Raw genomic sequence first — 12,550 nt, 5'->3', positions numbered from 1 at the left:
TTAAAATTAGTTATTTATTGATGTTGATGTGTAACTTTAACGATTTTTAACGTCGTATTTAACGCTCATTTAACATCACAATTATCGCAGCATAATTCCTATATTTGCATCACTTATGCAACTTATGTTTTATAAATACCAAGGAACAGGAAACGATTTTGTGATGATTGATAATCGTCAACAAGTTTTTGATAAGACTAATACCCAACGTATCGCTTTTTTATGTGATAGACGTTTTGGCATTGGTGCTGACGGATTGATACTCTTAGAGAATCACGATACTTGTGATTTTAGAATGGTCTATTTTAATGCCGACGGAAATGAAAGTTCCATGTGTGGGAATGGCGGGCGTTGTATTACTGCTTTTGCTCAATTTTTAGGTGTTATAAAAAATGAAGCTACTTTTGAAGCCATAGATGGTTTGCATAAGGCAACTATTGAAAAGGGATTGGTAAGTCTACAAATGCTAGATGTGAATACCATTGAAAAATATACGTCTCATGTATTTCTCGATACGGGTTCTCCGCATCATGTTCAGATGGAAGATCATTTGACAGATTTAGATATAAAAACAGTAGGCCGACAAATTCGTTGTGGTGAGCCCTATAATGAAGCCGGAAGCAATGTGAATTTTGTGAGGAAGAATGCCGACGACAATTTTTCAGTCAGGACCTATGAGAGAGGTGTGGAAGATGAGACCTATTCTTGCGGAACAGGTGTCACAGCTGTTGCTCTAGCGATGCATTATATTGGAGAAACCGAAAAGAATCTCATCACATTACAAACCGAAGGCGGAGCACTTAAAGTGTCTTTTGAAAGTCATGGAAATGGCTATAATAATATTTGGCTCATTGGACCAGCAACTCAAGTTTTTAAAGGACATATTTTATGATAACACTCAAAGGCGAACATATTTATTTAAGAGCTTTAGAGCCTGAAGACCTAGATTTTATACATGAAATTGAGAATAATCATGAGATTTGGGAGATTAGTAATACGATAACACCATATTCTAAGTTCTTAATAAAACAGTATCTGGAGCAAGCGCATAAAGATATTTTTGAAGTTAAGCAATTGCGTTTGGTGATTTGTAATTATGAGGATGTAGCGCTTGGAATGATAGATTTATTTGATTTTGATTTTAAAAACCGTAGAGCAGGTGTAGGTATTTTAATTAAAGATGCTGAAAACCGTCAAAAAGGGTTTGGAAAAGTGGCCTTAGAATTATTAATTAACTATTGTAAATTAGATTTGGACATGCATCAGTTGTATTGCAATGTTTCCGAAGACAATGAAAAGAGTCTGAAACTGTTTGAAAATCATGGGTTTGAAATTATCGGACTCAAAAAAGACTGGAACTATGTCAATGGATCCTATAAAAATGAATACCTCTTACAAATACTATTGAATTAAATGTACATTAAAAAAATACTTTGGGCGATAGCTCTTATTGGTTTGCTTGTTGCAGCTTATTTTGCTTATTTTGTTTATGGTGCGATGATGTCACCTAACACTGCTTTTAATAATGAAGAAGCCTATATTTTTGTGCCTTCAGATGCGACCTATCTTGACGTTAGAGCGCAATTAGAACCTCTGTTAAACGATATAGAAGCTTTTGATGCTTTAGCTGTTAGAAAAAAATATACGACAAACTTGACCGCTGGTCGCTTTGTGATAAAAAAAGGAATGGGTAATAATGATATTATTAATTCTATAAGAATTAATAATCTCCCAATTAAAATTTCATTCAATAATCAGGAAAGCATAGAAAAATTAGCCGGCCGTATAAGCAACCAAATAGAAGGAGATAGCCTATCATTATTAAATGCTTTGACAAATGAAGCCTTTTTAAAAGAAAGTGGATTTACTAGGCAAACTCTACTTGGGATGTATATTCCTAATAGTTATGAGTTTTTCTGGAATACGTCTCCCGAACAGTTTAGAGATCGAATGTTAAAGGAGTACAATCGCTTTTGGAATACTGACCGAAATTCAAAAGCCAAAGCTATTGGTTTAACAAGAGATGAGGTTATGGCATTAGCATCTATAGTGCATGAAGAGTCTAAAGAAGCCAGCGAACAACCAAGAATTGCTGGAGTTTATTTGAATAGAATTAGAATAGGAATGCCGCTTCAAGCCGATCCTACTCTAAAGTTCGCAGCTTACCAATTACCAGAATACAAAAACACAATTATTAAACGTGTCTTAAATAAGCATAAGGAAATCAAATCGCCTTATAATACCTATTTGAATGCTGGACTTCCACCAGGTTTAATTGCTATGCCAGATATTTCTGCAATTAATGCAGTACTTAATTATGAAAAGCATAAGTATCTCTATTTTGCTGCTGATGCCAAAAAATTTGGCTTTCATAAATTTGCTAAAACACTGTCTCAGCATAATGTTAATGCAAGACAATATCAACGTTACTTATCATCACAAGGCATAAATAAGTAAGCGTGAAAAGGCGTTACATATTCATTTTAATATGTGGGTTGTTGACCCATCCTGTACTATCACAATCTAAATCGAATTTATTTTTAAAGCCTAGTGACACCCTTAATACCTCACGGCGAAATGCTGTTGTGATTACTGAAGCTTCTTTGGCTACACTAACCTTAGTTGGACTCGATCAATTATGGTATGCTGATTTCCCAAGGTCTAGTTTTAAAACTATAGATGATACAGACGAGTGGTTACAAATGGATAAATTGGGTCATGTCTTTTCTTCGTATCAACTGGGAAGATTAGGTGCCAGTGCTTTAAATTGGGCAGGTGTCAGAAAAAAGGACCAGCTACTTTATGGTGCAACTTTAGGTTTGGGATTTTTAACTGCTGTTGAAATCTTTGATGGTTACTCTGATGAATGGGGGTTTTCATGGTCAGATATGGCTGCTAACGGATTAGGAACCGGTTTATACGTCGGGCAAGAATTACTTTGGGATGAACAACGGATTCTAATGAAATATTCATTTCATCAAACCCAATTTGCAAATCAACGTCCAGACAAATTAGGAGAAGGGTTTTTAGAAGAAATGCTAAAAGATTATAATGGTCAGACCTATTGGTTAAGTCTTAATGTGCATTCTTTTTTTAAAGACAGTAAATTTCCTAAGTGGCTAAACGTTGCATTTGGTTATGGAGCTGAGGGAATGCTGACCGGAAAAACAGAGGGCGTTGATAACTTATTTATAACTCAAAGTAGAAGACGTCAATTTTACCTCAGTTTAGATGTAGATTTATCTAGAATTAAGACAAATTCTCGAGTGTTGAAAACTATTTTTGACGTTTTGAACGTCATAAAAGTGCCAGCTCCAACGTTTTCGTACGACGGAGAAAATGGCGCAAAGCTCCACTACATCTACTTTTAACAACACTTTAACAGCTTATTTTCAGAGATATAGAAAAAAGCGTATATTTGCATCCGCAATTTGTAAGTCATACAAAGGGATGATTTTGGCTTACTAAAATTAACTATTATGTTTAAAAAAGTAGGTAATTATTTTGTTGTACCATTAGCTATTTGTGTCACACTTTACTTGGCACTAAAACCAGAAGCATCGTTAAATTATGACGATTATTCTACAAATGGTTTAGACCTTGACTATAACATTTCTAAGGAAATAGCTTTTAATGAAGAAATGTCTAATGACGATATGTCTTATGATGTATCTAATTATGAGTTGTCAAACCCATTTCAATCTTCACATATTTATTTTCCACATCTAGGGAAGTCATATAACGGATTTAAAGAAGCATTGGCATTTAAAGAATCTAGAGGAGACTATTTTACAGTTAATACTTTAGGATATTTAGGAAAGTACCAATTTGGAGCTGAAACTTTAAAAATGATTGGTATTTACAATCCAACACAATTTTTATATAATCCAGAATTACAAGAAAAAGCATTTTTAGCTAATGCTGAGCGTAACAAATGGATTTTAAGAAAAGACATTAAACGTTTTGAAGGGAAAAAGATTAATGGTGTTTTAATCACTGAATCTGGTATTTTGGCTGCAGCGCATTTAGCTGGCCCAGGAAGCGTTAAGAAGTTTTTAAGAAGCTACGGAAGTCAGAATGTTTCTGACGCCTATGGATCGTCTGTACGATACTATATGAAGAAGTTCTCAGGTTATGATACGTCTTTTGTTGAAGCTGATAGGAAAGCTAAGGCTATCTTGTAGGGAATAGATATTTATTGAAAAACACAGAAACAGGAAAGCTAATTATTTAGCTTTCCTGTTTTTATTATTAATACTGTTCCATAAAGGCACTTATAAAGATTGTTTTTAATGATCCTTATGTATCACAAAAATAGCAGGACGTTTATGTAAATCGACTTTGGCGTGTTTCCATTCGTTTACAGTCATTGTACGGATGTATTCTGTAGGTAATGTAATATCACAAGCTATACATACCCTGGTGTTAGGATGTAATATTGCACAAATGTCTTCTAAGATTTTATTATTACGATAGGGTGTTTCAATAAATAATTGTGTTTGATCTTGCTCATACGATAAACGTTCTAAGCGTTTTAAAGTAGCTTTGCGTTCCGACTTATCGATAGGAATATAACCGTTAAAGGCAAAACTTTGACCGTTCATACCAGAACTCATCAAAGCTAAGACAATAGACGATGGGCCAACTAAAGGCACAACCTGAATATTATTGTCATGAGCTAATCGTACAATATCAGCTCCAGGATCTGCAATACCAGGACAGCCTGCTTCAGAAAGCAAACCCATAGGTTTTCCATTCTTACAATCGTCTATAAAATTTTGGATTTCTTCGGGTTGGGTGTATTTATTTAAAATTTTGAAGTTTAAGTTCGATTGTTGTTTCCTAGAATCTACCTTTTTTATAAAGCCTCGTGCTGTTTTTTCATTTTCAACAATGTAGTCATCGACCAATTCAATGATTTTTTTTACTGAAATAGGCAAGACTTCCAATGGTGGATTGTCTCCAAGACGTGTTGGTATGAGGTAAAGTTTTCCAAAGTTTTGATTCATAGTTTACTCAATAATCAGTTTACGTATACTTTTATTTCCTTTCGTATTAATGATTTCTACAATGTAAATACCACTAGTTAGTGTTTTAGTAGAAATGGTAATTAATTGATTGTCAAACTCAGAATACGACTGAATGAATTTTCCTTGAACATCAAGAATGTTAATATGACTCAATTGATTGGATGTGTCTAATACATCAAAGGTCAAACTATTTTTAGCTGGATTAGGATACATTTTGATTGTATTAATAGAAGCTTCGCCTACACTTAAGTTGCCATCTACTATTCTATATATTCCACCATTTAATAAACTACAAACAAATAATTCATTATTTACATCTTCACCAAAAGCAGAAAATCCGCCAGGAGAAAATACTTCAAAAAATGTCAAACTAAAATTGTCTGGGTTCGTTTCTTCAACGTATCCAATTTCATCACTACAAAAATCCGCAAAAAAGAAGAGTCCTTGTAGACCAGATTGCATAGTGCCTCTATAGCGGTAACCGCCTGTGATAGAGCATTTAAAAGGGCTTCCTCCATAGTTGTACTCAGCAACAGGAGGCGTGTGCGTGATTGTACTACATCCAGAAACAGTACTAAAAGTGGAGGTGCCTTCAAAACATTTCCAGCCATAATTTTCACCACCTGTACTAGTTCCAAGTGTTCTATTAATTTCCTCTCTATTGCTTTGACCAACATCTGCAATCCACATATCTCCATTTGAGCTATCGAATGAAAACTTCCAAGGGTTTCTTAAACCATTAGCCCAGATTTCATCTAAAACTGCTGTATCACTTACAAAAGGATTATTTGCTGGAATTAGGTATGTTGTACCTGTATCAATCTGTAATTGAGTAACATCAACATCTATTCTCAATATTTTTCCTAAAAGTAAGCTCTGATTTTGAGCTATGTTTCCAGGATCACCACCAGAGCCACCATCTCCAGTAGAGATATATAAATACCCGTCATTGGGTCCAAAATGCATATCGCCTCCATTATGATTTGGAAAAGGTTGTGATATATTTAGAAGTATAACTTCAGAACTTGCATCTGCAGTATCGAACGTGCTTCGGGTAAATCTTGAAATTACTGTATCACCACTGTTATCGATATAATCGACATAAAAGAAACCATTAGTCACATAATCTGGGTGAAATGCCATGGCCAAAAGCCCTTGTTCATCACCATTATTAGACACACGACCATCAATATTTAAAAAAGGCGTTGAATTTAGAGAGCCATCCGTATTTACAATTTTTATAAGTCCACTTCTCTCAACAACAAAAAGACGATCATCACCAGCATGTTTCATGTTTACAGGACTTGATAAACCAGAAGCATAAAGTTCTAAGGTAATATCTTGAGCGTAAGCAAAAGACATAAATAGGCAGGCTAGGAAAAGGGTAATATTTTTCATTTTTCTAGATTTTATGGGGTTTTTTTTGGCAAAATACGAAAAAATTAAGGATTTAATAAAGAATTTCTTAGGTCTCCTTCTCGATTAGTGCTTTTGAAATTATTGCGCATGCCGCATCTAAAAGTGAAAATACATGTTCAAAATCTGAAATATTTCCATAATAAGGATCGGGAACTCTTTTGGTATTTATGCTATCATCAACTTCTAAGATGAGTTTAACTTTTGCTATATCGTCAGTGGTTCTAGAAAGTTTGATAACATTTTCAAAGTTAGACTGATCCATCACATAGATGTAATCAAAAGAGTCAAAATCTGAAATCTTAAACTGTCTCCCTCTTTGGTTAGAGATATCTATTCCGTTACCACTTGCCACTGAAATAGAACGATGGTCAGGTAAGTCGCCAACATGATAATTTGCCGTTCCAGCAGAATCTACGTAAAAGGTGTCTTTAGGTAATTTTGATTCTAAAATTCCATGAGCTAATGGAGAGCGACAAATATTGCCTAAACAAACCATTAGAATGCTTGTCATTGTAAAGTGTTTAAAGCGATAATTTTTTTGCGAGATCTTCTACGTATTTTCTAAATTGTTTATCTGTAGAAGATAGATTATCTACTGTTTTACATGCGTGAAGTACAGTAGCGTGATCGCGCTTTCCAATTTGAGAGCCAATACTTGCTAATGACGCTTTTGTATATTTCTTTGCAAAAAACATAGCCAATTGTCTAGCTTGTACAATGTGACGTTTTCTTGTTTTAGATTGAAGTGTACTTACATCCATTTGAAAATAATCAGAGACTACTTTTTGGATATAATCGATTGAGACCTCACGTTTGGTGTTTTTAACAAACTTCTCTACGATCTCTTTTGCAAGATTTATTGTAATTTCCTTTTTGTTGAAAGACGATTGAGCGATTAATGAAATAATAGCACCTTCTAATTCACGAACATTGGTTTTAATATGTTTTGCAACATACTCTATAATGTCATCTTCCATTTCAACACCATCACGATAGAGTTTGTTTTTTAATATCGAGACTCTAGTTTCAAAGTCTGGGCTTTGTAATTCTGCTGAAAGTCCCCATTTAAAACGCGATAACAGGCGTTGTTCGATATCTTGCATATCAACAGGAGCCTTGTCGCTGGTTAAAACAACTTGCTTTCCATTTTGGTGCAAGTGATTAAATATGTGGAAGAAAACGTCTTGTGTTCCAGATTTTCCAGATAAAAACTGAACATCGTCAATAATCAATACATCTATAATTTGATAGAAATGAATAAAGTCGTTACGATTGTTCTTCTTAACTGAATCAATATATTGTTGTGTAAATTTTTCCGCAGAAATATATAAAACAGTTTTTTCAGGATACTTGTCTTTGATATCAACACCAATAGCATGTGCTAAATGGGTTTTTCCTAAACCAACACCACCAAAAATCAATAATGGATTAAATGATGTGCCTCCAGGTTTGTTAGCCACAGCGATACCTGCATTTCTAGCTAAACGGTTAGAGTCACCTTCCAGAAAGTTTTCGAAACTGTAATTAGGATTGAGTTGTGATTCAATCTTTACATTTCTAATACCAGGAATAACGAACGGGTTTTTAAGCTCTGGACTTTTATTATTTAATGGAACATCAACATCTTGAGATTTTAATGCGCCACGATTTGAACTTGGAATCTTTTCAGTAAATGGTTGTTTGTTACCATAGGTGTTTTCCATTTTGATAACGTAAACCAATTTTGCAGTCTCTCCTATTTGTTTGGTTAATGCAACCTTTAGGATTTTCACATAGTGTTCTTCTAACCACTCATAGAAAAATTTACTTGGAACTTGGATACTTAAAGCATTGTCGGTAAGCTTAACTGCTACTATAGGCTCAAACCAGGTTTTGTAGGCTTGAGGTTGTATGTTGTCTTTTATAAATGAGAGGCAGTTACTCCAAACCGATTGCGCAGTTACATCCATTCTCTAAGTTAATTTTAAGGGTTGTTAGTTAGTCAGCAAAAAAAAGAGAAATTTAAGTTTCTCCTGTGTGATTTCTACATGACAAATATGTGAACAAATTTTTTAATAAAAAAATCAAAAGGTATTGATTTTCTAGAATTTTTTCCTCATGTTTAAACCTGTTCGAAAATACAACAAAAATATCGAAAACTATGGCCAATCTTTCCAAATCTGATGAAATACAATTTAGAGTGCGTTATGGTGAAACCGATCAAATGGGGGTTGTATATCATGGTAATTATGCACAGTATTTTGAAATGGGAAGAACAGAATGGTTGCGTAAAATGGGATTTTCTTACAAAAAAATGGAAAAGGAAGGTGTCATGTTGCCTGTAATTTCTTTAAATATAAATTACAAAAAGTCAGCGTGTTATGACGACCTCATTAAAGTAAGAACTAAACTCGTAAAAAAACCAGGTGTAAAAATTGAATTCGATTATGAAATCGTAAATGAAAGTGACGAAATTTTAACGACTGGAAATTCGGTTTTAGTATTTATGGACATAAATAGGAATCGTCCTACAAGGTGCCCAGATTATATTTTAGACCAACTGCAAATTTAATCGTTTAAATTCTTTATGTTTATCTCATAAAGTGAGTTGAAAATTTCAAATATTGCTTCGGCGTCTTTCAATCGTACCGAAATTATAATCTCACAACTTAATTCTAAAGTTTGATTAATCACATTTAGATGTTTCTCTTTGATGATTCTCATGACTTTATTCATGTTTTTATAATCAAAAGAGATAGAAAATTCGATGTTTACAGTTTTCGTTACAATGTTTGAAGCTTCAAGAGCCATTTGAGCTCCACTGCGATAAGCATTTATTAATCCTCCAACACCAAGTTTAGTGCCTCCAAAATACCGCACGACCACCATAAGGACATTGGTGACTTTAAAGGATTGGATTTGCCCATAAATTGGCATTCCAGCACTATTACTAGGTTCTCCATCGTCATTTGCTCTAAAAACGTGATCTTTTTCTTGCATTCCGAACTGGTATGCATAACACCAATGCCTCGCTTGATGGTGCTGTTTTTTTAGTTCTTCGAGGCGTGTCTTGACCTCATCTTCCGAAGTTACGGGAAATGCATACCCAAAAAACTTACTGTTTCGGTCTTTAAATAAGACTTCAGGAGAAGGTTTTATTATGGTTTTATAAATATCACTATCTTCCATTAGGCCAAAGTTATTAATAGTATCGAGATAATTGCTAAAACAATACCTAGCCAATTCATTTTTGATACCTGCTCTTTAAAAATCCATAAGCCTAAAAGTGTAGACACCATGATTATGGCAACATTATTTATGGTAAATAAGGTTGAGCTTTCTAAATTCTCATGGTTTAGTGCTTTCAGTAAATAATAAATAGAAAAGTAATTGGTAATACCCAAAACGGCGCCTCCTAAAATGGTTTTTAACGGAAACCTGAAAGGTTTCTTTATCATTTTAATAATAAGAATAGTTACTCCAATTATAAATGCAAATCCGAAGATTGTGGCTGAGAAAATCGGAATTCCGTTTTCAGCCAAATACCTCGTTTCAATATATTTTATAGATGTATCAATGATTCCACCTCCAAAAAACAATAATATTGGTAACAAAAGCCCTTTGGATACGTTTCCTGTGATTTTAGGCTTTGCAGAAGTCAAGTACACGGCAATTAAGGCTAGAATGATTCCAGCGATTTTTTGAAAACCAGCACTTTCATTATAAACATAAACTCCGAAAATTACCGGAATAATTACACTCATTTTTGTAGCTACAGAAGCAACCGTAAGTCCATTACGCTGGGCAGTTATTGCCATAATATTAAAAACAGCAATAAACAAAAAACCTAAGGCTAAGGCACCATAAATCCATTCGGATTCCAGGATTTCACCCACTTTGACAGGTGCATCATAACTCCAAATTCCAAAGAGACAAGCCGTGAAATAATTAACAACAATAGCCTGTAATGCATTGATATTGTATTTATCAAATAATTTAAAAATGATAAAGATGAGCGTTGAAGCCGTAATGCTGAGTAAGAGATATATCAAAATAAATGGTTGTTAATAGTGAATAGGTTGATAATATCTTCTTTGGTTTCGTCAATGTTCCAAATATGAATTCCTAGTGCAGATGCTGTATCCGTATTATCTTTGGTGTCATCAATGAAGAGACATTCTTCTGGTTTTAGGTCATTTTCTTTGAGTACAAATTGATAAATATCCGTATTTGGTTTTCTTAATCGGATTTCGTGTGACAAATAGAATTGATCAAAGCATGCTTTAAACTCTTCATAAAAAGATAGCTTATCTTTTACCCAACTGATATGTAAATCGTTTGTGTTGCTCAATAGAATGAGCCTGTGATCTTTATTTTTTGCAAGTTTTTTAATGAATTCTAATCTGTTTTCAGGGAAATCCTTTAATATGTAGTTCCAAGCATCTATGATCTCTTTTTTTGATAGCTTCGGAAAATTATCTATATAAAAATCTACAAATTCTTCCGTAGATAGGAAACCTTGCTCGTATAAGGTGTTAATCGCAATCAAGTCTTCAGGGAATTCTTCTAACTCGAATATGTTGAGCGCATTTTCCATAGCGCCTTGTTTGTCTAGATTGATGAATACATCACCAAAATCGAATATGAGTGTTTTAATTGTTGACATATATTTTTAGTGTATCATCGATAATAGGTTCTTCGGAAATGAGTGTTCCTGAAAATTGAGGCGCTTTAATTCCGTCTTTAAAGCTAGAGTTTCCTTTAAATACTCGAGCTTCATCCCATAGGTTTTCGTCTATAAAGGTTTGAAGCGTTTGTGCACCACCTTCTATAATAACAGAATTGATATCCTTTAAATGTAGTAAGCTTGCAATTTGCTGTGCAATAGGTTGATTAAAATCAGTTTCGTTTTTAGTGATTATGTGTGTTTCAGCTTCAGTATTAAAAACCGAATGTTCTTTTGATAGTTTTAGTTCTCGATCAATGACAATACGAATTGGGTTGTTTCCAGTCCAATCTCTAACCGTTAAACTCGGATTATCCTCTAAAACGGTATTAGTGCCTACTAGAAGTGCTTGTTCTTCTGCTCGCCATTTATGAACCAATTGTCTAGAAAATTGGTTGGTAATCCATACAGGTGCTTTCTTGTCTTTGGTTTTTGGAGCGATATATCCATTACTGGTTTCTGCCCATTTTAATATAATATAAGGGCGCTTTTTATTGTGAAATGTAAAAAACCGTTTGTGATGTTGCTTGCATTCAGTTTCTAGAATTCCGATGGTTACATGACATCCAGTAGCCTTCAGTTTGGCAATTCCTTTTCCTGCAACTTGTATGTTGTCATCTATGCAACCAATAACCACATTAGGGATTTGATGCTTGATTATTAAATCACTACAAGGGGGCGTTTTTCCGAAGTGAGAACAAGGCTCAAGAGTCACATATAATGTAGCGTCTTTGAGTAGGTCATTATTTTTAACCGAAAGAATGGCATTTACTTCTGCATGATTACCACCATAGGGACTTGTATAGCCTTCACCAATGATTTGATTATTATGCACAATAACGCATCCAACCATTGGGTTAGGAGCCGTAGTGCCTAATCCATTTTTGGCAATTTCTAAACAACGTTTTATGTAGGTTTCGTGAATTGTCAAAACTTAATTTTTACCATTTCAGTTTCGTCTACAGGATAGGTGTATGAAAACCCAAAGGATTTATAAACGATTTCTCCTTTATAGTGAACTTTGATTTCTTTATTGAGAACGCTATTTAAAATACTGCTTAATAGGTTATTACCATCTCCTTTTAAGATGCTATCTATGCTCACCTTAACTTTTAAAGGAATGGTGAATTCTTTTCTGGCTGGGACTTTAAAGCTTTCAGATGAAACATGAGCAACCATAACGTCGTTCACATATACCGAAATATCATCACTTTCTAGCGAACCACCAAGGTCATTGGGGTTTTCAAAAATCGCATCGGCTTTTAAAGTCAGTGTTTTAGAGTTTGATTCTACTAATTCAATGTCTTGAACTGCAATAAACAAAGGTTTTTCTTTAACGCTACAACTTAGTACTGTTAAGGTAAGTGTTAATAATAAAATGAAATTTCGCATGTTT

At 34.1% G+C, this 12,550-nt stretch carries 15 protein-coding genes; 6 read left to right on the top strand and 9 right to left on the bottom strand.

What is annotated here, in order from left to right; translation table 11 throughout:
- Positions 1–115: 115 nt before the first annotated feature.
- The 5 genes from dapF (at position 116) to V7719_RS07860 (ending at position 4,184) form a co-directional block, all read left to right on the top strand.
- Positions 116–892, top strand: a complete 777-nt coding sequence (dapF, locus tag V7719_RS07880; protein ID WP_335729334.1) for a diaminopimelate epimerase — start codon at positions 116–118, stop codon at positions 890–892.
- Entirely contained in the window at positions 889–1,413 is a 525-nt protein-coding gene (locus V7719_RS07875; protein ID WP_335729333.1) for a GNAT family N-acetyltransferase, read from the top strand. The genes dapF and V7719_RS07875 overlap by 4 nt, the downstream gene beginning before the upstream one ends.
- Complete coding sequence (gene mltG / locus V7719_RS07870) at positions 1,414–2,457, top strand: endolytic transglycosylase MltG (protein ID WP_335729332.1); 1,044 nt, start codon at positions 1,414–1,416, stop codon at positions 2,455–2,457.
- A 41-nt stretch (positions 2,458–2,498) separates the two neighbouring features.
- Entirely contained in the window at positions 2,499–3,371 is an 873-nt protein-coding gene (locus V7719_RS07865; RefSeq protein ID WP_335729331.1) for a DUF2279 domain-containing protein, read from the top strand.
- Positions 3,372–3,479: 108 nt separating this feature from the next.
- Positions 3,480–4,184, top strand: a complete 705-nt coding sequence (locus tag V7719_RS07860; protein WP_335729330.1) for a peptidoglycan-binding protein LysM — start codon at positions 3,480–3,482, stop codon at positions 4,182–4,184.
- A 105-nt stretch (positions 4,185–4,289) separates the two neighbouring features.
- On the opposite strand, the gene V7719_RS07855 is transcribed toward V7719_RS07860, so the two are convergent.
- The 4 genes from V7719_RS07855 to dnaA form a co-directional block, all read right to left on the bottom strand.
- Positions 4,290–5,009, bottom strand: a complete 720-nt coding sequence (locus V7719_RS07855; RefSeq protein WP_335729329.1) for an SAM-dependent methyltransferase — start codon at positions 5,007–5,009, stop codon at positions 4,290–4,292.
- Between the two features lie 3 nt (positions 5,010–5,012).
- On the bottom strand, positions 5,013–6,428 hold the full coding sequence (locus tag V7719_RS07850; RefSeq protein ID WP_335729328.1) for a PQQ-dependent sugar dehydrogenase: 1,416 nt from the start codon (positions 6,426–6,428) through the stop codon (positions 5,013–5,015).
- Positions 6,429–6,495: 67 nt separating this feature from the next.
- On the bottom strand, positions 6,496–6,960 hold the full coding sequence (locus V7719_RS07845) for a low molecular weight protein-tyrosine-phosphatase (protein WP_335729327.1): 465 nt from the start codon (positions 6,958–6,960) through the stop codon (positions 6,496–6,498).
- Between the two features lie 10 nt (positions 6,961–6,970).
- Complete coding sequence (dnaA, locus tag V7719_RS07840) at positions 6,971–8,398, bottom strand: chromosomal replication initiator protein DnaA (RefSeq protein WP_335729326.1); 1,428 nt, start codon at positions 8,396–8,398, stop codon at positions 6,971–6,973.
- Positions 8,399–8,589: 191 nt separating this feature from the next.
- Here dnaA and V7719_RS07835 point away from each other — a divergent pair, with 191 nt between their 5' ends.
- Positions 8,590–9,000, top strand: coding sequence for an acyl-CoA thioesterase (locus V7719_RS07835; RefSeq protein ID WP_335729325.1), 411 nt, complete (start codon positions 8,590–8,592; stop codon positions 8,998–9,000).
- Here the strand turns inward: V7719_RS07835 and V7719_RS07830 are convergent.
- Genes V7719_RS07830 through V7719_RS07810 form a run of 5 tightly spaced genes read right to left on the bottom strand, consistent with a single transcriptional unit; the run spans position 8,997 to position 12,546 of the window.
- Positions 8,997–9,617 (bottom strand): IMPACT family protein, encoded by a 621-nt coding sequence (locus tag V7719_RS07830; protein ID WP_335729324.1) that lies wholly within the window; start codon positions 9,615–9,617, stop codon positions 8,997–8,999. The two genes, V7719_RS07835 and V7719_RS07830, sit on opposite strands and share 4 nt — an antisense overlap.
- On the bottom strand, positions 9,617–10,480 hold the full coding sequence (locus tag V7719_RS07825; protein ID WP_335729323.1) for a DMT family transporter: 864 nt from the start codon (positions 10,478–10,480) through the stop codon (positions 9,617–9,619). Before V7719_RS07825 ends, V7719_RS07830 begins: the two co-directional genes overlap by 1 nt.
- Positions 10,477–11,094 (bottom strand): HAD family hydrolase, encoded by a 618-nt coding sequence (locus V7719_RS07820; protein WP_335729322.1) that lies wholly within the window; start codon positions 11,092–11,094, stop codon positions 10,477–10,479. Before V7719_RS07820 ends, V7719_RS07825 begins: the two co-directional genes overlap by 4 nt.
- Positions 11,081–12,085 (bottom strand): bifunctional diaminohydroxyphosphoribosylaminopyrimidine deaminase/5-amino-6-(5-phosphoribosylamino)uracil reductase RibD, encoded by a 1,005-nt coding sequence (gene ribD, locus V7719_RS07815; RefSeq protein WP_335729321.1) that lies wholly within the window; start codon positions 12,083–12,085, stop codon positions 11,081–11,083. The genes V7719_RS07820 and ribD overlap by 14 nt, the downstream gene beginning before the upstream one ends.
- The gene (locus tag V7719_RS07810) at positions 12,082–12,546 is read right to left on the bottom strand and encodes an LEA type 2 family protein (protein ID WP_335729320.1); all 465 of its coding nucleotides are present in this window, start codon (positions 12,544–12,546) and stop codon (positions 12,082–12,084) included. The genes ribD and V7719_RS07810 overlap by 4 nt, the downstream gene beginning before the upstream one ends.
- Positions 12,547–12,550: the final 4 nt, after the last annotated feature.

Source organism: Psychroserpens sp. (assembly GCF_036960315.1).
Classification (GTDB): Bacteria; Bacteroidota; Bacteroidia; order Flavobacteriales; family Flavobacteriaceae; genus Psychroserpens.
This window is presented reverse-complemented; position numbering and strand designations above follow the sequence as displayed.